Annotated in this window: 15 protein-coding genes; 7 read left to right on the top strand and 8 right to left on the bottom strand. The window is 69.5% G+C overall.

Features of this window, described 5'->3' with window-relative positions:
* Nucleotides 1-174 precede the first annotated feature (174 nt).
* The gene (locus ABZX40_RS41055; RefSeq protein ID WP_355751064.1) at nucleotides 175-759 is read left to right on the top strand and encodes a GNAT family N-acetyltransferase; all 585 of its coding nucleotides are present in this window, start codon (nucleotides 175-177) and stop codon (nucleotides 757-759) included.
* 22 nt (nucleotides 760-781) lie between these two features.
* Here ABZX40_RS41055 and ABZX40_RS41050 read toward each other — a convergent pair whose 3' ends face one another.
* From ABZX40_RS41050 to ABZX40_RS41025, 6 genes are all read right to left on the bottom strand, one after another.
* Nucleotides 782-2,257, bottom strand: coding sequence for a type IV secretory system conjugative DNA transfer family protein (locus ABZX40_RS41050; RefSeq protein ID WP_355751067.1), 1,476 nt, complete (start codon nucleotides 2,255-2,257; stop codon nucleotides 782-784).
* 33 nt (nucleotides 2,258-2,290) lie between these two features.
* Complete coding sequence (locus tag ABZX40_RS41045; RefSeq protein ID WP_355751070.1) at nucleotides 2,291-3,712, bottom strand: ATP-binding protein; 1,422 nt, start codon at nucleotides 3,710-3,712, stop codon at nucleotides 2,291-2,293.
* Between the two features lie 7 nt (nucleotides 3,713-3,719).
* Entirely contained in the window at nucleotides 3,720-5,276 is a 1,557-nt protein-coding gene (locus tag ABZX40_RS41040; RefSeq protein ID WP_355751073.1) for an SCO6880 family protein, read from the bottom strand.
* Nucleotides 5,273-6,613, bottom strand: a complete 1,341-nt coding sequence (locus ABZX40_RS41035) for a hypothetical protein (RefSeq protein ID WP_355751076.1) — start codon at nucleotides 6,611-6,613, stop codon at nucleotides 5,273-5,275. Before ABZX40_RS41035 ends, ABZX40_RS41040 begins: the two co-directional genes overlap by 4 nt.
* The gene (locus tag ABZX40_RS41030; RefSeq protein WP_355751079.1) at nucleotides 6,603-7,460 is read right to left on the bottom strand and encodes a hypothetical protein; all 858 of its coding nucleotides are present in this window, start codon (nucleotides 7,458-7,460) and stop codon (nucleotides 6,603-6,605) included. Before ABZX40_RS41030 ends, ABZX40_RS41035 begins: the two co-directional genes overlap by 11 nt.
* 270 nt (nucleotides 7,461-7,730) lie before the next feature.
* On the bottom strand, nucleotides 7,731-8,039 hold the full coding sequence (locus tag ABZX40_RS41025; RefSeq protein WP_355751082.1) for a hypothetical protein: 309 nt from the start codon (nucleotides 8,037-8,039) through the stop codon (nucleotides 7,731-7,733).
* A 669-nt stretch (nucleotides 8,040-8,708) separates the two neighbouring features.
* Between ABZX40_RS41025 and ABZX40_RS41020 the strand changes: the two genes are divergently transcribed.
* From ABZX40_RS41020 to pstB, 6 genes are all read left to right on the top strand, one after another.
* Nucleotides 8,709-9,710, top strand: coding sequence for a bifunctional lytic transglycosylase/C40 family peptidase (locus ABZX40_RS41020; protein WP_355751085.1), 1,002 nt, complete (start codon nucleotides 8,709-8,711; stop codon nucleotides 9,708-9,710).
* Nucleotides 9,711-9,936: 226 nt separating this feature from the next.
* Entirely contained in the window at nucleotides 9,937-10,644 is a 708-nt protein-coding gene (locus ABZX40_RS41015) for a phosphatase PAP2 family protein (protein ID WP_355751088.1), read from the top strand.
* A gap of 900 nt (nucleotides 10,645-11,544) precedes the next feature.
* Entirely contained in the window at nucleotides 11,545-12,675 is a 1,131-nt protein-coding gene (gene pstS / locus ABZX40_RS41010) for a phosphate ABC transporter substrate-binding protein PstS (RefSeq protein ID WP_355751091.1), read from the top strand.
* A gap of 132 nt (nucleotides 12,676-12,807) precedes the next feature.
* Entirely contained in the window at nucleotides 12,808-13,815 is a 1,008-nt protein-coding gene (gene pstC, locus ABZX40_RS41005; protein ID WP_355751094.1) for a phosphate ABC transporter permease subunit PstC, read from the top strand.
* A complete protein-coding gene (gene pstA, locus ABZX40_RS41000) occupies nucleotides 13,812-14,870 on the top strand; it encodes a phosphate ABC transporter permease PstA (RefSeq protein ID WP_355751097.1) in 1,059 nt (352 codons plus the stop codon). Before pstC ends, pstA begins: the two co-directional genes overlap by 4 nt.
* Nucleotides 14,871-14,914: 44 nt before the next feature.
* Nucleotides 14,915-15,691, top strand: a complete 777-nt coding sequence (gene pstB, locus ABZX40_RS40995) for a phosphate ABC transporter ATP-binding protein PstB (protein ID WP_355751100.1) — start codon at nucleotides 14,915-14,917, stop codon at nucleotides 15,689-15,691.
* Nucleotides 15,692-15,913: 222 nt separating this feature from the next.
* Here the strand turns inward: pstB and ABZX40_RS40990 are convergent, their stop codons facing one another.
* The gene (locus tag ABZX40_RS40990) at nucleotides 15,914-16,912 is read right to left on the bottom strand and encodes an inorganic phosphate transporter (protein WP_355751103.1); all 999 of its coding nucleotides are present in this window, start codon (nucleotides 16,910-16,912) and stop codon (nucleotides 15,914-15,916) included.
* A gap of 8 nt (nucleotides 16,913-16,920) precedes the next feature.
* Entirely contained in the window at nucleotides 16,921-17,541 is a 621-nt protein-coding gene (locus ABZX40_RS40985) for a DUF47 family protein (RefSeq protein WP_020269925.1), read from the bottom strand.
* Between the last annotated feature and the right edge of the window lie 273 nt (nucleotides 17,542-17,814).

The raw sequence follows: 17,814 nt of genomic DNA, 5'->3' as shown, positions 1-17,814 counted from the left end.
GAACCCGGAAGCTAAGCCTTACAGCGCCGATGGTACTGCTGGGGGGACCCGGTGGGAGAGTAGGACGCCGCCGAACAAATTTTGAGGGGAAGCCCTGCATCTTCGGATGCGGGGCTTTCTTGCGTTCTGGGTCAGGACTGGGAGGCCGCGGCCGGGGGCATTACGGTGGCCCCTATGAGCACCGACATCGAGCAGCGGGCCGGCGGCGCCGAGGGGCGGTATCTGGTCCGGGCCATCCGGGCCGACGAGTGGCCCGCGATGAGGGAGCTGCGGCTGGCCGCGCTTCTGGATCCGGTCGCGCATCTGGCGTTCCTGGAGACCTATGAGCAGGCCCTCGCCCGGCCCGACTCCTTCTGGCGTCGGCGGGCCGAGGGCTCCGCCGAGGATGCCGACGGGGGGCGGCAGATCATCGCGCAGGGGCCGGACGGGGAGTGGGTCGGGACGGTGACCGTGCTGATCGAGGAGGCCGGGACCACGGACTGGGCCGGGTTCCCGGTGGACCGGCGTCAGGGGCATGTGGTCGGGGTGTTCATGCGGCCCGAGCACCGGGGGTGCGGGCTGACCGAACTGCTCTTCGACGAGGCGCTGGGCTGGGCCTGGCGGCAGGGGGTGGAGCGGGTGCGGCTGATCGTCCATGAGGACAACGGGCGGGCGCGGGCGCTGTATCGGAGGCTGGGGTTCGAGCCGAGCGGGGTGACGGTGCCGTTGGCGGGGGACTCGGGGGATTCCGAGTGGGAGTATGTGCTGGAGCGGCCCTGAGCGGCGTGGTCGCCTGGTGCCTTTAGGGGACCGGGAGTTCCTCGCCCGGCCAGCGGGAGCGGGCCTGTTCGCGGGAGCGGAGCAGGGCCAGGGTGGGCAGGCCGCGATCCGTGCCGTGGGTGAGCAGGGCGGGCAGGGCCGGGATCGGGGCGACGGCGGCGATGTCGTCCAGGATCAGTGAGAGTGGTGGGTCGAGCCGACCGGACGATGACCGTTCGGCCATGTGCCGGCCGTGCTCGACCACGCTGGAGACGAGGGCCGTCAGCAGGGGCATCGCGCCGGGATTGGCCCTGGGGTCCTCGATGGATTCGCCGACCACATAGAGCGTGCCCCCTTCGGCCACGAAAGAATCCAGTGCGAGGGCATCGGCTCGATTTGGGGTGCACGCCTCCCGGACATTCACCGTGAACAGTGCCGACAGTGCCCGGCCCGCCAATTCCTGGGCGATGTCCCGGCGTTCGGGGTGCGAGGTGAGGGCGGCTTCGAGTTCGCCCGCGGCACCGGGTGCTGCCTTGGGGTGGGTGCGCAGGGTTCGTACCGCGTCCTGGATCTGGTTGCCCTGGGCCCAGCGGTGGACATGGCGGACGGTGCGGCCGTCGAGGGCGGCGGCGTGCAGACAGCTGCGCAGCAGGGTCTCGGCGGTGTCGGCGACGGCCTGGTCGAGCTTGGCGGTGGGGCGGACCGGGGCGAGCAGGGCGGTGGCGCGGCCGGCGGCGGTGGCCTTGTCGTCGCAGCCGGTGGTGGGGGACCAGTGCAGCCGGGCCGGGGAGTCACAGCGGTGGGTGGGGTCGTAGAGGAGGACCGGGCCGAGTTTGGCGCGGGCGTCCTTGGTGTCCTGCCACAGGGCCGGGTCGGAGGTGACGATCACGGCCGGGCCCTCGGCGTCGCGGATCGCCTGGGCGGCGGTGGCGTGGCGGCGCTCGGGGGGTTCGAAGAGGAGGGTGGGGTTGTCCCAGGGGGAGGTGGGGGTGGGGGGAGTGGGTTCCGGTAGGGGTTCCAGGGCCGGTTCCGGGGCTGGTTCGGTGCGGGGGGTGGGGACCTCGTACGGGTACGGGTGGGGTGGGGGTGGGGGTGCTTGCTTGGGCTCCGGGGGTTGGTTGAGGCGTTCGGTGCGTCTGCGGTCGCGGCCTGCCCTGTAGCGGGCGGTGGTGCCCAGGACGAAGACGGTGAGGACGATCAGGACCATCAGCTGGCCGATGAACAGGCCCCAGAACAGGCCGTAGCCGGAGAGCTGGGCGGCGGGGGTGTCGGGCCAGGCGGCGGGGAGGTCGCGGGGCTCGGTGACCAGTGCGCGTATGGCCAGGGGTGCGCGGACGAAGGTGACGCCCTCGGGCCAGATGCCGTGGGCGAACCAGCCCGCCAGCATGGTCGCGGACCACACCATCAGGGTCATGCCGAGCAGGAACGCGAGCAGGCCGACCAGCAGGCCGTCCGGGACGCCGCCCTGGTTGCCGCCCCCGTTGCCCTGGCCGCCCTGACGGTGATCGTCGCCTCGCACGTCGCCGTCCCTCCTTGCTGTGTCGCTTCGCCCCTACGCCACGGTCGACTCGGAGTCGCCGAGGTGCTGTTCCACGAAGGCCGCCGCTCGTTCCTCGGCCTCCAGTTCGGCGGCGCGCAGGGCGTCGTCGGCGAGTTCGTGGTCGTGGTCGAGGGAGGACTGGGTCATCGCGCGGTCGGTGAAGACCAGGGGGCGTTCGCTCTCGGTGATCAGATGCTTGACGACCTGGACATTGCCGTTGACGTCCCAGACGGCGATGCCCGGGGTGAGGGTGGGGATGATCTCCACCGCCCAGCGGGGCAGGCCGATGACCTTGCCGGTGGCGCGGGCCTCGTCGGCCTTCTGGGCGTAGATGGTGCGGGTGGACGCCATTTTGAGGATGGCGGCGGCTTCCTTCGCCGCCGCTCCGTCGATGACGTCGGAGAGATGGTGGACGACGGCGACGAAGGAGAGGCCGAGGCGGCGGCCGAACTTCAGCAGCCGCTGGAAGAGCTGGGCGACGAAGGGGCTGTTGATGATGTGCCAGGCTTCCTCGACCAGGAAGATCCGCTTCTTGCGGTCCGGGCGGATCCAGGTGTGCTCCAGCCAGACGCCGACGATCGCCATGAGGATGGGCATGGCGATGGAGTTGCGGTCGATGTGGGAGAGGTCGAAGACGATCAGGGGCGCGTCGAGGTCGATGCCGACGGTGGTGGGGCCGTCGAACATGCCGCGCAGATCGCCGTCGACCAGCCGGTCGATGACCAGGGCCACATCCAGGCCCCAGGCGCGGACGTCGTCTATGTCGACGTTCATGGCCTCGGCGGACTCGGGCTCGGGGTGGCGCAGCTGCTCGACGATGTCGGAGAGGACCGGCTGGCGTTCGACGATCGTCTCGTTGACATAGGCGTGGGCGACCTTGAGGGCGAAGCCGGAGCGTTCGTCCAGGCCGTGGCCCATGGCGACCTCGATGATGGTGCGCAGCAGGGCGAGCTGACCGGTGGTGGTGATGGAGGGGTCGAGGGGGTTGAGGCGGATGCCCATGTTGAGGGCGGCGGTGGGGTCCAGGCGGATGGGTGTTATGCCCAGTTCCTGGGCGATGAGGTTCCATTCGCCGACGCCGTCCTCGCCCTGGGCGTCCAGGACGACGACCTGGCGGTCGCGGAAGCGGAGCTGGCGCATGACGTAGGTCTTCTCCAGCGCCGACTTGCCGTTGCCGGACTCGCCGAGGACCAGCCAGTGGGGGGCGGGCAGCTGCTGGCCGTAGAGCTGGAAGGGGTCGTAGATGTAGCCCTTGCCGGAGTACACCTCGCGGCCGATGATCACGCCGGAGTCGCCGAGGCCGGGCGCGGCGGTCGGCAGATAGACCGCCTGGGCCTGGCCCGTGGACGTGCGCACCGGGAGCCGGGTGGTCTCGACCTTTCCGAAGAGGAAGGACGTGAAGGCGTCGGTGAGGACGGACAGCGGGTCCCGCATCAGGGGCCTACCTTCGGATGCCGGTGGCGAACGGGAGGGTGTTCACAAAGGCCCGGTGGTGCTCGCGGTCGCACCACTCCAGCTTCAGATACGACTTGCCGGCCGAGGCCCTTATGGTCCGCTTGTCGCGGCCGAGGGCTTCGGGGGAGCGGGAGGAGACCGTGATGTAGCCGACCAGGTTGACGCCGGCGGCGCCGCTGGCGAGGTCTTCGCCGCGCTGGTCGAGCCGGTCGTGGGCGGCGATGTCGCGGGGGTCCACGGTGCGGTTCATCTTGGCGGCGCGGGACTGTTCGGCGACGTCGTTGGTCTTCTCGGTGAGCATCCGCTCGATGGCGACCTCGGTGGGTTCGAGGTCCATGGTGACGGCGACGGTGCGGATCACGTCCGGGGTGTGGACGAGGAGCGGGGCGAGGAAGTTGACGCCGACGGGGGTCATCGGCCACTCCTTCACCCAGGCGGTGGCGTGGCACCAGGGGGCGCGGGTGCTGGACTCGCGGGTCTTGGCCTGGAGGAAGGTGGGCTCCATGGCGTCGAGTTCGGCGGGCCAGGCGTTGCGCTTCGTCATGGCCTGGATGTGGTCGATGGGGTGGTCGGGGTCGTACATGGAGTGCACGAGGGAGGCGAGCCGGCCCTGGCCGAGGGGCTGGCGGACGCGGATGTCGGCCTCCTGGAGGCGGGAGCAGATGTCGGTCAGCTCGCGGGCCATGACGACGGCGAGTCCGGCGTCGCGGTCGGCCTTGCCGCCGTGCGGGCGGGCGGCGCGGGCCATGGCCTGGGCCTCGGCGGCGAGTTCGCGGGTGTAGTGCATACAGGCCACGAGGTAGGCGCGGTGCTGCTCGCTGCTGGTGGAGACCATGGACTGGAGCTGGTCGTAGGAGTCCTGGAGCCAGCCGGGGGCCTTGTCGTCGCCGCGGACGCTGACGTCCTTGGCGTGGGCGTCGGGGTCGGCTGGCAGGGTGCGGGCGAGCATCTGGAGGCGGGTGACGAAGCCGTCGCCGTTGGCGACATGCTTGAGGAGGGTGCCGAAGCGGTCGACGAGGGCTTCCTGGTCCTCGCTGTCGCGCAGGCCGACGCCGGGGCCCTCGATCTCGATGGCGGCGGTGACGGTCTTGCGGTCGGCGTGCAGCAGGACGGCGATCTCGTCGGGGCCGAAGGGGGCGGCGAGCCAGGTGATGCGGCCGATGCCGGGGGGCGGGCCGACCTCGACCTCGCGGCCGTCGATGCGGGTGCCGGCCTCGACTACGCCGGAGCGGTAGGTGGTGCCCGAGCGCAGGGTCCGCTTGAAGCTGCGGTTGATCTCGAACCACTTGTAGAGGGTGCGGCGCTTGTAGGGCATGTAGACCGCGGCGAGGGCGAGCATCGGGAAGCCGGCGAGCAGCACGATCCGCAGGGAGAGCACGGGGACCAGGAGCCCGCACATCATGCCGAGGAACGCGCCGGCGATGATCAGCGTGATCTCACCGGTCTCGCGATTGCGGCCGACGATCGCGTTCGGCCGGGCCCGGCCGATGAGATACGTACGGCGGGGCGTGACCGGATGGGACAGATGGGACTCGGTCGTCAACGCCCTTCACCTCCCGTGCGGTTGTTGCTGCTGTTGCGGTTGTTGCTGGCGTGCGGGGAGTTCACCGGGGAGCCGGAGCGCGGGGCGGGGGTGGCTCCGCCGGTGGGGCCGGTGTTGCGGGTGCTGTGGGCGGCGACGCCGCCGGCGGTCTGGTTGGCGGGGCGGGGGGCGTTGCCGCCGCTCTGGCCGCCGCCGCCCTGGTCGGCGCGGGTGCTGTGGGTCTTGATGCCCTGGGCGACCAGGGTGGCGGGGGAGCTGATGACGGCGGCGGCCTTGCCCTCGGCGCCCTGCATCAGCCGGTTGTTGCGGGAGCCGGCGATCTCGTCGCCGAAGCCGGGGACGAACCGGTAGATCATCGCGGACGCGAAGATCGCGAGCAGGATGATGGAGAGGCCGGAGACGACGGCGGAGAAGGCGTCGGGGCCGTCGTCGGCGGAGAGCGCGCCGGCCAGCCCGAGGACGATCACGATGACCGGTTTGACCAGGATGACGGCGATCATGATGCCGGCCCAGCGGCGGACGTGGCTCCAGAGGTTCTTGTCGACCAGTCCGGCGTAGACGACCGTGCCGAGCAGGGCGCCTACGTAGAGCAGGGCGGCGCGGATGACCAGCTCCAGCCAGAGGACTCCGGCGGCGACGATCGACACCAGGGAGACCACGATCAGCATGATCGGTCCGCCGCCGATGTCGGTGCCCTGCTCCAGGGCTTCGGCGAAGTTGCCGAAGAAGACATCGGTCTGGTCGCCGGTGGCCTGGGCGAGGACCTCGCTGATGCCGTCGGTCGCGGAGACGATGGTGTAGAGGATCAGGGGGGTGAAGGCGGAGGCGAGGACGGTCAGCCAGAGGAACCCGATGGCCTCGCTGACGGCGGTGGTGAACGGGACGCCGCGCACCGCGCGCTTGGCGACGGCGAGGAGCCAGAGCAGCAGGGTGAGGATGGTGGAGGCGGCGAAGACGACGGCGTACTGCTGGAGGAAGCGGTCGTTGGTGAAGTCGACGTTCGCGGTTTCCTGGACGGCTTCGCTGAGCTTCTGGACGGTCCAGGAGGCGGCGTCGGCGCAGCCTTGGGCGAGGGAGGCGAGGGGGTCGCCGGTGGAGGAGGGGTCGACGGAGGTGGCCCCGGTGCCCTCGTCGTCGCGCTGGCAGTAGTCGGCGGCGGGGCCGCGGATGAGGTCGCAGTCCTCGTTGGCTGAGGGGCTGCTGCTGGGGCTCGGACTCGGGCTGGGGCTGGGCGGGGTGGGGGGTGCGGCGGTCGCGCGGGTGGCCAGCAGCACCGCGGTGGCTTGAAGGGCGGCGACCGCGGCCGTCACCTTGAGGGGCAGGCGCTTAGCGCGCATAGGTGAACCCTCCGTATTCCTCGACGGCCTTCGTCATGTCCTCGGCGGTGGACGCCCGCTGATCGCGTGCCACCGGAACGGGGCCGTCCTTCTGCTGGAAGTCGGTGATCTTCCAGTCGTCGGCCCAGGTGAGCTGGTACGTGGCCGTGAACCAGCTCTCGGTCACGGGGTTGACGGAGGCTTCGCCCGAGAGGCCGAACAGGGACGAGTACCAGACCTCGACGGTGGCGGTGGCCGGGCTGAACCCGGTCACCTTGGTGCCCACCGGGATGACCCGGGAGACGAAGGACTGGCCGTCGGGGGCCGTGCCGTCCCGGTCGAGCCCGATGTTGCGCAGGAACTGTTCGCCGGAGTAGGCGGAGTCGATGTCGGCGCCGCGGCTCTCGGCGACGTCGGGTGCATAGACGGTGTTCACGATGGAGCGCCGGGTGTTGGTCGCGTACATGCCGGTCGACCCCAGTGCCACCGCGAAGTTCGCCGCCGCGCTCTGGGCGCCCTGTTCGGTTCTGGCGTAGCCGGTGGGGATGCCGTTGGTGGTGGTGTCGACGGGGTCCGTGCCGGAGGGGGCCGTGGGGGCGGTGCCGGGTGGGGCCGCGGCGGTGCCGGGGGAGGAGTCGTCTGCGGAATCGTCTCCTCCACGGTTCGCGAAGGCGATGGCGGCGATCAGCAGGACGACCACGCCGACGACCGTGACCAGGCTTCTGGAGGACGTGCGTCCGCCGCGCCGGCCGCTGCCGTAGGCGCCGGACTCGGGCAGCCGGGTGCGGGTGCTGCCGCTGCCGCCGTACGCGTCGGAGGCGTCCCCGCGCGCGGAGTCGCCGTAGCCGTGGTCGTCCCCGAGGCTCATGCCGCCGGTGCCCCCTCGCAGTGGTCGCGGTCGTGCCGGTGGAAGGCGTGCCCAGGACACGGCTCCGGATATGACGGTAGCCGGGCGGGTCGCCGCGCGGGCGCGGTGTGGTGACTCGACATCAGGGAGACGCAACCTCAGCCGGTGGGCACGACGGATGGGTGGGGTGGAGGGGGACCGGGCGTGCCCGGACGGGACGGGGGCCGGTGGTGCGCCGGGCGGGGCGCGCGCCGAGTGGGCGGTCGGCGCGGGTCCGCGCGGGGGGCGGGGCTACACGGCCATGCCGTACACGATGGTGAACAGGGTGCCCAGGGAGCCGATGATGAAGACGCCGGTGAGACCGGCGATGATCAGGCCCTTGCCCTGTTCGGCGCTGAAGGTGTCGCGCAGGGCGGTGGCGCCGATGCGCTGTTTGGCCGCGCCCCAGATGGCGATGCCCAGACAGATGAGGATGGCGACCGCCATCACCACCTCGATCATCACCCTGGCCTCGTTGCCCAGGCTGCCGAAGGGGCCCCAGTCCGGAGCGATCCCGCCGATGATGGTGTTGATGTCTCCGTTTTCGGCCGCAAAGAGCATGTAAGTCACCGCCCCTGGTGGGTAGTTCCGCGAGCCCCTGCGGTGTGCAGAGGTCAGGCATCATTCTCGCCGACGATGATGCCCTCGTATGTCGACTTGGCGTCATCGGGTGGCGGGTTTCGTACGAATACCACTTATCGTCACTCTGTGTATCACGGCAGGTCACGCCGGGCAACGAAGTGGGTGCGGAACCTGGCGTGTGGTGCCGTCGTTGTGCCCCTTTACGGTCCGGGGCCGTTCGTGACGGCCCGCCGGGTGAGGGCCCGTGCGCATGTTCTGGCGGGTGAAGGCTATCGCCGGGCGGGGGCGGTGTGATGACGCGGGGTCAGGGAGGGGCGGGGTTCCGGCCGGGGCGGGCGGGGCGGTGCGCCGTCTTGAAAAACGGCTGGATTGTGTGGGTCGGGGCGGTGCCGGGCCGCCGGAGGGCGGGCGGTACGGGCCGTGTGGCGTACGCCGGTGGCGTGGTCCGGTGTTCTCGAAGGCGAACCGTCGGCGGGTGGCGGATGCGCGGTGGGTGCGCGGGCCGGTGCGCCGGGGCGAGCCGGGCGCACCGGCGCATCGGCGCCGCGGCCCCTGTGGCGGGCGCTAAGGGGCCGCGATAATGGGCGGATCGACGGCCACTCGGGCGAAGTCGCCTTGAACGGGGCCGGGATGGGGCAGGGTTGAGGCGTGCGGAAATGGTGGATCGGCGGCGGGATCGCGCTGGCGCTCGGGCTGAGCTTCATGATGGTGCTCGTCGTCGGCGTCTATCTGGTGGCCGGGAACGCGGCGGGCGGTGTCGCCGGCGGCGGCAAAGCGCTGGCCAAGGGTTCGGTGCCGGCCGCCTATCAGGCCCTGGTGCAGAAGTGGGGCACGCTCTGTCCCGCGATCAACCCGGCCCTGCTCGCCGCGCAGCTCTACCAGGAGAGCGGCTTCAACCCGACCGCCCAGAGCAGCGCGCAGGCGCAGGGGATAGCGCAGTTCATCCCCGGCACCTGGGCCGCCCACGGCATCGACGGCGACGGTGACGGCGACCGGGACGTCTGGGACCCCAGGGACGCGATCCCCTCGGCCGCCACCTATGACTGCACGCTGGCCGGCTATGTGGATGACGTGCCCGGCAACCCGACCCACAACATGCTCGCCGCCTACAACGCGGGCGCGTACGCGGTCATCCGTTACGGGGGCGTCCCGCCCTACGAGGAGACCCAGAACTACGTCCGGATCATCACCACCCTGGAGGAGAGCTTCGCGGCGCCGACCACCCGGGTCGACCCCTCGGAGCAGGCCGCCGGGGCCATCCACTACGCCCAGGGGAAGCTCGGCACCCCCTATCTGTGGGGCGGCACGGGTACGGCGGCCCAGGGCGGCCGGTTCGACTGCTCGGGTCTGACGCAGGCGGCGTACGAGAGTGTGGGGATCACCCTGCCCCGGGTGGCCAACGACCAGTACAACGCGGGGCCGCATCCGTCCCGCGATGAACTGCTCCCCGGTGACCTGGTGTTCTTCTCCGACGACCTCACCAACTCCCGGGCGATCCGCCATGTCGGGATCTATGTGGGCGGCGGGTACATGATCGACGCCCCGCGCACGGGCGCGGTGATCCGCTTCGACCCGATCGACACCCCGGACTACTTCGGGGCGACCCGGGTCACCGAGGAAGGCGCGGCGGCGCTGCCGACGCATGTCTGAGCGCCCGGAAGGGTCCGCTCCGGGCCCGCTCCAGCTCCCCTCCGGGTCGTCTCCGGGTCGCCTCCACTGAGCGTGAACCTGTCCCCTGAGCTGCGACGATGTATTTCTCTTCGATAACGTCTGAGTGATCATTCGGTGGAGTGCGGAACGTACTGAGGAGGGTCGTGCGTTCCTGACTCCGACGGGGACGGAATGAATCACGAGGACGACGAAGGGGCCGCTGCACATGGCTGGACTCGCGCTATCCGGGTCGAACCCCGACGTCGAGCTGCTCTACGACATCAATGGCCTGGCCAAGGACGCACCGCGCTGGCTCGACCAGGCGGTGGCGTTCGTCGGCGAGTACGGGCTGCTGATCGCGCTGGCTCTGCTCGGGCTCGGGTGCTGGTGGTCCGTCCGGCGGCGGTCGTCCGACGCGGAGCAGGCGGTGGCCGGGGTCGCCGCGCTGCTGTGGGCGCCGCTGGCCGCAGGGGTCGCGGTGCTGATCAATGTGCCGATACGGGGGTTCGTGGAGCGGCGCCGGCCCTTCTACGACCATCAGGGGCTCGAGGTGCTGGTCACCGGCAAGACCGACTTCTCGTTCGTCAGCGATCACGCGACCATCGCGATGGCGCTGGCGGTGGGGATCTTCGTCGCCCATCGGAGATTCGGGCTCGTGGCGCTCGGGGTCGCGCTGGTGGAGGGGTTCTGCCGGGTGTACATGGGGGTGCATTACCCGACCGACGTGGTGGGCGGGCTGGCGCTCGGGACGGCGGTGGCGCTGTTGTTGTCGCCGGTCGCTACGGCGTTGCTGACGCCGGTGGTGCGGGCGGTGGCGGGGTCGCCGCGGGTGGGGTTCTTGGTGTGGCGGCGGGGGGTTGTGGGGGCGGTTGTTCCGGGGGCGCGGGGTGGGGAAGCGGGGGCTGAGGCGAGGGAGAAGGATCTGGCGGCGTGAGGCTTTGCCGTGGGCTCCGCCGTGCGGCTCCGCCGTGCGGCTCCGCCGTGCGGCTCCGCCGGGGTGCGGGGTGTGGGTGCGGGTGGGTTGTGGCTGGTCGCGCAGTTCCCCGCGCCCCTGAAAGGATGCGCCGTTCCCCGCGCCCCTGGAAGATTGCGCCGTTGCCCGCGCGCCTGAAGGAATGCGCAGTTCCCCGCGCCCCTAGAAGATTGCGCAGTTCCCCGCGCCCCTGGAAGGATGCGCCGTTCCCGGCGCCCCTGAAGGAATGCGCCGTTCCCCGCGCCCCTTAAGGAATGCGCTGCTCCCCGCGCCCCGGTGATCAGGGTGGTCTGGGTGAGGTTGTAGGCGTGGGGCAGGACGGGGCAGGAGCCTGGGGCTAGGGGGCGGTGGGCGTCGTGAGTGTCGGGGTGTTGAGGGACGTATGCCGGTTCTTGGGGTCTCGGGTCCTGGGGGTCTCGCTGTGGGGGGCGTCGGTTCTCGGCAGGGGATGGATCGGAAACGCGCCGTCTCCGGTGGGGGTCGGGCCCGTTCGGGTCCGTCGTGGGGCGAGTCGGTGGTCCGGCGGACGGGGTCGCGGGCGGCACGCGGAGTTTGCTCGAAGGTGCGGCGGAGCTCGCCGTGCCGTTGCCCGAAGGTGCCGTTTCGCTGCCGTACCGTCCCTTCTGTGTGGTAGCCCACACGACACCGGAACCGTCGCGTGCCCTCCCCGTAAGCATTCCGTGACCTAACCACAACGTCTATACGGGTTCACTCGCCGTTCACTTACGGCCATAGGCGCCTTCACCTGTTCTGCCTAATTTCGGCCTTACCGATGCGACATGCGCTCGAATGCGTGTCCGTGTCACCCAGACTTCGCACGCCGCCGGACTGGATGGCGGCTCCTGGAAGGAACTCCCGAAAGTGAAGCTTCAGCGCATGAACCGGCGGGCCCTCTCCCTCGGTGCTCTCGCCGTCTCCGGCGCCCTGGCCCTCACGGCGTGCGGCACGGATGACACCGGCACCTCCGGAAGCGGTGACAGCAGCTCCTCGTCCACCGCTGCGGCCGGCAGCATCCAGTGCGACGACGCCTCGGGCCAGATCCTGGCCGACGGCTCCTCCGCGCAGAAGAACGCCATCGACGCCTGGGTGAAGAACTTCACCCAGGCGTGCAGTGGTGTGCAGATCAACTACAAGGGCGGTGGCTCCGGTGCCGGTGTGACCGCGTTCACCCAGGGCACCGTGGCCTTCGCCGGTTCGGACTCCGCGCTGGAGCCCGAGGAGATCGAGGCGTCCAAGGAGGTCTGCTCCGGCGGCCAGGGCATCGACCTGCCGATGGTCGGCGGCCCGATCGCGGTCGGCTACAACGTCCCCGGCGTCGACAACCTGGTGCTGGACGCCCCGACCCTGGCGCAGATCTTCGACAGCAAGATCACCAACTGGAACGACGAGGCCATCGCCAAGCTCAACCCCGAGGCCGAGCTGCCCGACCTCAAGATCCAGGCGTTCCACCGCTCCGAGGACTCCGGTACCACGGACAACTTCACCAAGTACCTGATCGAGACCACCCCGGACAACTGGAACTACGAGGGTGGCAAGGCCTGGCAGGCCAAGGGCGGCCAGGCCGCCTCCGGCTCGGCCGGCATGGCCCAGCAGGTCCAGCAGAACTCCGGCGCCATCGGCTACATGGAGCTGTCGTACGCCAAGGAGCTGTCGGTCGTCGCCATCGACACCGGCGCCTCCGCCCCGGTCCCGGCCTCCGTCGACGGTGCCACCAAGGCCATCGCCGACGCCAAGGTCGTCGGCACCGGCAAGGACCTGGCCCTGGAGCTGAACTACACCACCCAGGCCGACGGCGCCTACCCGATCACCCTGGTCACCTACGAGATCGTCTGCGACACGGGCAACAAGGCCGACACCCTGCCCGCCACCAAGGCGTTCCTCACCTACATCGCCAGCGAGGAGGGCCAGCAGGTCCTCGCCGACAACGACTACGCGCCGATGCCGGCCGACATCATCTCCAAGGTTCGGACCACGGTTTCCGAGCTCAGCTGACCCCGTGTGCGATCCGGTCCCCCGCTGTCGGGACCGGATCGCACCGTCCGGTGCACCGCCGCCCGGAGCCGCGCCCTCGGCACGGCTCCACCGGACCGCCCGCAAGGACGGTTCCGCAGACCGGAGAACCCGATGGACATAACGACGAAGAACACTGACGCACCTCCCCCCATCCCGCAGCCCACCCTCACCGAGCAGAAGCGCGCCGCCCGCGGCGCCACCCGACCCGGAGACCGGATCTTCCTCGGTCTGACCCGCGGCTCGGGCATCCTGCTGCTCGTCATCATGGCCGCCATCGCGGTCTTCCTCACCTGGCGCGCGGTCGTCGCGATCAGCCAGGACGAGGGCAACTTCCTCACCACCTTCGAGTGGAACGCCAACCTGGACCCGCCGGTCTTCGGTATCGCCGTGCTGGCCTTCGGCACCGTGGTGTCGTCGGTGATCGCCATGGCCATCGCCGTCCCGATCGCCGTGGCCATCGCGCTGTTCCTCACCCACTACGCCCCGCGCAAGCTCAGCGGCCCCATCGCGTATGTGATCGACCTGCTCGCCGCCGTGCCGTCCATCGTGTACGGCCTGTGGGGCGCCCTGGTCCTCGTCCCCTATATGAGCGGACTGTTCGGCTGGCTCGACCAGTTCTTCGGCTGGACCGGCATCTTCTCCTGGGACGGCGGAGCCCCGCGCTCCATGCTCACCGTCGGCATCCTGCTGGCCATCATGATCCTGCCGATCATCACCAATGTGAGCCGTGAGGTCTTCCGGCAGGTCCCGCAGATGCACGAGGAGGCCGCGCTCGCCCTCGGCGCCACGCGCTGGGAGGTCATCCGCATGGCGGTGCTGCCCTTCGGCCGCTCCGGTGTGATCTCCGCGTCGATGCTCGGCCTCGGCCGCGCGCTCGGCGAGACCATGGCCGTCGCGACCGTGCTCTCCCCGAGCTTCACCATCGGCGCCAGCCTGCTCGACCCGGGCGGCGGCACCTTCGCCCAGAACATCGCCAGCAAGTTCAACGAGGCCGGACCCTTCGGCCGGGACGCGCTCATCGCCTCCGGTCTGGTCCTCTTCGTCATCACCCTGCTGGTCAACGGCGCGGCCCGCGCGATCATCGCCCGCCGCAAGGAGTACTCGGGGGCCAACGCATGAGCCACGCAGCCGTCATGACCAAGAAGCCCGGCTCGCTCCAGGGCGCCAGGCTGCCGAAGTGGTCCCCCTGGGCGCTCGCCGCCGCCTCCGCCGTGCTGGGCATCGGCATCGGGCTGGCCGCCGGACTCGACAGCCGCGTCCAGTGGGGCCTGATCGCCGCCATCCTCTTCGTCGTCCTCACCTTCGGTGTCGCCGCCAAGGTCGAGGGCAAGCGGCAGGCCAAGGACCGGATCGCGACCGCGCTGGTCTGGGTCGCCTTCCTGCTCGCCGTGGTGCCGCTGGCCTCCCTGATCTGGGAGACCGTGGACCGCGGCATAAAGGTCCTCGACGTCTACTTCCTCACCCACTCCATGGGTGTGGTCGCCGACACCGAGGTCGGCGGCGGTGCCTACGCGGCCATCCTCGGCTCCCTGGAGCAGGTCGGCCTCGCCACGCTGATAGGCGCCCCGATCGGTGTGCTCACCGCGATCTACCTGGTGGAGTACGGACGCGGCAACCTCGCCAAGGCCGTCACCTTCTTCGTCGACGTCATGACGGGTATCCCGTCGATCGTCGCCGGTCTCTTCATCCTCAGCATCATGCTGATCTTCGAAATGCAGCCGTTCGGTTTCGCCGGCTCGCTCGCCCTGGCCATCCTGATGATGCCCGTGGTCGTCCGCTCCACCGAGGAGATGCTCAAGCTCGTCCCCAACGAGCTGCGCGAAGCCTCCCTGGCGCTGGGCGTGCCCAAGTGGCGCACCATCATGAAGGTGGTCCTGCCCACCGCCATCGGCGGTATCACCACCGGCATCATGCTGTCGGTCGCCCGTATCGCGGGTGAGACCGCGCCCGTGCTGCTGCTGGTGTTCGGCAACCCCTTCATCAACGCCAATCCCTTCGAGGGCGCACAGGCTTCGCTGCCGCTGTTCATCTACCAGCAGTACCAGCAGAGCCAGTCCGAAGCCGCGTACGACCGAGCCTGGGCGGCCTCGCTGACCCTGATCGCGTTCGTGATGATCCTGAACCTGCTGGCCCGCGGCATCGCCCGCTGGAAGGCCCCGAAGACCGGTCGCTGACGCGGCCACACAGCGACCGAATTCCGAAAGAAGCAGTGATTTCCATGGCCAAGCGCATCGATGTCAGCGGCCTCAGCGCCTACTACGGTTCCTTCCGGGCCATCGAGGACATCTCGATGACCGTCGAGCCCCGCTCCGTGACGGCCTTCATCGGCCCGTCCGGCTGCGGCAAGTCCACGTTCCTGCGCACACTCAACCGGATGCACGAGGTCACCTCGGGCGGCCGGGTCGAGGGCAAGGTCATGCTCGACGACGAGAACCTGTACGGCGCCGGGGTCGACCCGGTGGCCGTGCGGCGCGAGGTCGGCATGGTCTTCCAGCGCCCCAACCCGTTCCCCACGATGTCCGTGTACGACAACGTGGCCGCGGGTCTCAAGCTCAACGGCTCCTACAAGAAGTCCCAGCTCGACAACATCGTCGAGAAGTCCCTCAAGGGCGCGAACCTCTGGAACGAGGTCAAGGACCGGCTCAACAAGCCCGGTTCCGGGCTGTCCGGCGGTCAGCAGCAGCGGCTGTGCATCGCGCGGGCCATCGCCGTCGAACCGAACGTCCTGCTCATGGACGAGCCCTGCTCCGCCCTCGACCCGATCTCCACCCTCGCCATCGAGGACCTGATCGGGGAGCTGAAGGAGCGGTTCACGATCGTCATCGTGACGCACAACATGCAGCAGGCGGCGCGGGTGTCCGACCGGACGGCGTTCTTCAACCTGTCGGCGGTCGGCCAGCCCGGGAAGCTGATCGAGATAGACGACACCGAGCGGATCTTCTCCAACCCGTCGGTCCAGGCGACGGAGGACTACATCTCCGGCCGCTTCGGCTGAGCCCAGGCCCCTCGCGGTGTTGCATGGCGGTGCCATCGCGAGGCAGAAGAGGGCCCGTCCCCTCCGGGGGGCGGGCCCGTTTTGCTCGGGGTGCGCTCTAATGTGCGGGTGCGTCGTGGTTGCTCGCGCAGTTCCCCGCGCCCCTGAAACAACTGGCGTGGCCCGCAGCCGCTTTTAGGGGCGCGGGGAACTGCGCGACCGGCCACGACGCACCCGCACCTTTTACAGGAACGCCAGCTTCACAACCCAGAAGCTCGCGGCAGCGACCAGCGCGGCGGCCGGCATCGTGATGAACCAGCCCAGGACGATGTTCTTGGCCACCCCCCACCGCACCGCATTCACCCGCTTTGTCGCGCCCACCCCCATGATCGCCGAGGTGATGACATGCGTCGTGGAAATCGGCGCCTTGAAAAGAAACGCCGTGGTGAACATGATCGCCGCGCCCGTCGTCTCCGCGGCGAATCCCTGCGGAGGATCGAGTTCGATGATTTTCCGGCCGAGGGTCCGCATGATGCGCCAGCCGCCGGCATACGTTCCCAGCGAGAGCATGACCGCGCAGACGATTTTCACCCAGAGCGGGATCGGGTCGCCGTAATCCTCGACATCCGCGATCACCAGGGCCATCACCACGATGCCCATCGTCTTCTGGGCGTCCTGGAGACCGTGGCCGAGGGCCATCGCCGCCGCCGAGACGGTCTGGGCGATTCGGAAACCCCGCTTCGCCTTGTGCGGATTCGTGCGCCGGAATATCCACATGATCGCCGTCATCACCAGATAACCCGCGACCAGTCCCACCAGCGGTGAGACGAACATCGGGATGATGATCTTGTCGACGACCCCGTTCCAGTACACCTGGGTGCCGCCCGCGAGGGCCGCGCCCACCAGGCCGCCGAAGAGGGCGTGGGACGAGGAGGAGGGCAGGCCGTAGTACCAGGTGATCAGGTTCCAGGTGATCGCGCCGAGCAGCGCGGCGAAGAGGATGCCCATGCCCGTGGAGCCCTCGGGCGTCTCGATCAGCCCCTCGGAGACGGTCTTGGCGATACCGCTGCCGAGGAACGCGCCGGCCAGGTTCATCACCGCCGCCATCAGCAGCGCGGCCTTCGGCGTGAGCGCCCGGGTGGAGACGGAGGTGGCGATGGCGTTCGCGGAATCGTGGAAGCCGTTGGTATAGGTGAAGAACAGCGCGACCAGAATGGTCACGACCAGGGCAAAGGTGTCCATGGCCGGGTTCAGGACTCCTTGACGGCGATGGTCTCCACCGTGTTCGCCACATGCTCGAAGGCGTCGGCCGCCTCTTCCAGCACATCCACGATCTGCTTGAGCTTCAGCACCTCGATGGCGTCGTACTTGCCGTTGAAGAGATGGGCGAGCAGTTTGCGGTGGATCTGGTCCGCCTGGTTCTCCAGCCGGTTGACCTCGATCCAGTACTCGGTGAGGTTCTCCATCGTGCGCAGATGCGGCATCGCCTCCGCGGTCAGCTCGGCGGCCCGCGCCAGTACCTCGATCTGCTGCTCGACGCCCTTCGGGAGTTCCTCGACGTTGTAGAGGACGACCAGGTCGACGGCCTCCTCCATGAAGTCCATGATGTCGTCGAGGGATGACGCGAGGGAGTAGATGTCCTCGCGGTCGAAGGGCGTGATGAACGAGGAGTTCAGCTGGTGGAAGATCGCGTGTGTGGCATCGTCACCGGCGTGTTCCGCTGCCCGCATACGCTCCGCGATCTCGGCTCGGGCAGACGCGTCGGCCCCGAGCAGTTCCATCAGGAGTTTCGAGCCCGTGACGATGTTGTCCGCGGAAGCGGCGAACATGTCGTAGAAGCTCGTCTCCCGGGGGGTCAGACGAAAGCGCACGTGAGGTCCTCAAGGGGCTTCGGTTTCGGTCAGGCTGATGCTAGGCGCATCATCCGGCCACGGCTAATGGGCCGTCCCCCAGTGTCGCCCATAAAGCAGACTTGTCTTCACGGGGGCGGTACGGGGGCGGTACGGGGAGTTGGCCCGGCCTTGTCGTGCGGGTGTTCCGTACGGCATTGGCCTAGGAGTTGTCTTCAATTGTCACGCCCACATCAGGAGCGATGCGAGGGTGACGGCTGCCTGGTAGGACTCGGCGGTCTTGTCGTAGCGGGT

It is taken from the genome of Streptomyces sp. NPDC004610 (genome assembly GCF_040609715.1).
Lineage (GTDB): Bacteria > Actinomycetota > Actinomycetes > Streptomycetales > Streptomycetaceae > Streptomyces.
The sequence above is the reverse complement of the archived record's forward strand: the minus strand, read 5'-3'. Positions and strand labels throughout refer to the sequence as shown.

What these genes read in the sequence shown, in the direction of transcription:
- ABZX40_RS41055 (WP_355751064.1), top strand. Translation starts at nt 175, where the DNA reads ATGAGCACCGACATCGAGCAGCGGGCCGGCGGCGCCGAGGGGCGGTAT.
- ABZX40_RS41045 (WP_355751070.1), bottom strand. Translation starts at nt 3,712, where the DNA reads ATGCGGGACCCGCTGTCCGTCCTCACCGACGCCTTCACGTCCTTCCTC.
- ABZX40_RS41035 (WP_355751076.1), bottom strand. Translation starts at nt 6,613, where the DNA reads ATGCGCGCTAAGCGCCTGCCCCTCAAGGTGACGGCCGCGGTCGCCGCC.
- ABZX40_RS41030 (WP_355751079.1), bottom strand. Translation starts at nt 7,460, where the DNA reads ATGAGCCTCGGGGACGACCACGGCTACGGCGACTCCGCGCGCGGGGAC.
- ABZX40_RS41025 (WP_355751082.1), bottom strand. Translation starts at nt 8,039, where the DNA reads ATGCTCTTTGCGGCCGAAAACGGAGACATCAACACCATCATCGGCGGG.
- ABZX40_RS41015 (WP_355751088.1), top strand. Translation starts at nt 9,937, where the DNA reads ATGGCTGGACTCGCGCTATCCGGGTCGAACCCCGACGTCGAGCTGCTC.
- pstC (WP_355751094.1), top strand. Translation starts at nt 12,808, where the DNA reads ATGGACATAACGACGAAGAACACTGACGCACCTCCCCCCATCCCGCAG.
- pstA (WP_355751097.1), top strand. Translation starts at nt 13,812, where the DNA reads ATGAGCCACGCAGCCGTCATGACCAAGAAGCCCGGCTCGCTCCAGGGC.
- pstB (WP_355751100.1), top strand. Translation starts at nt 14,915, where the DNA reads ATGGCCAAGCGCATCGATGTCAGCGGCCTCAGCGCCTACTACGGTTCC.
- ABZX40_RS40990 (WP_355751103.1), bottom strand. Translation starts at nt 16,912, where the DNA reads ATGGACACCTTTGCCCTGGTCGTGACCATTCTGGTCGCGCTGTTCTTC.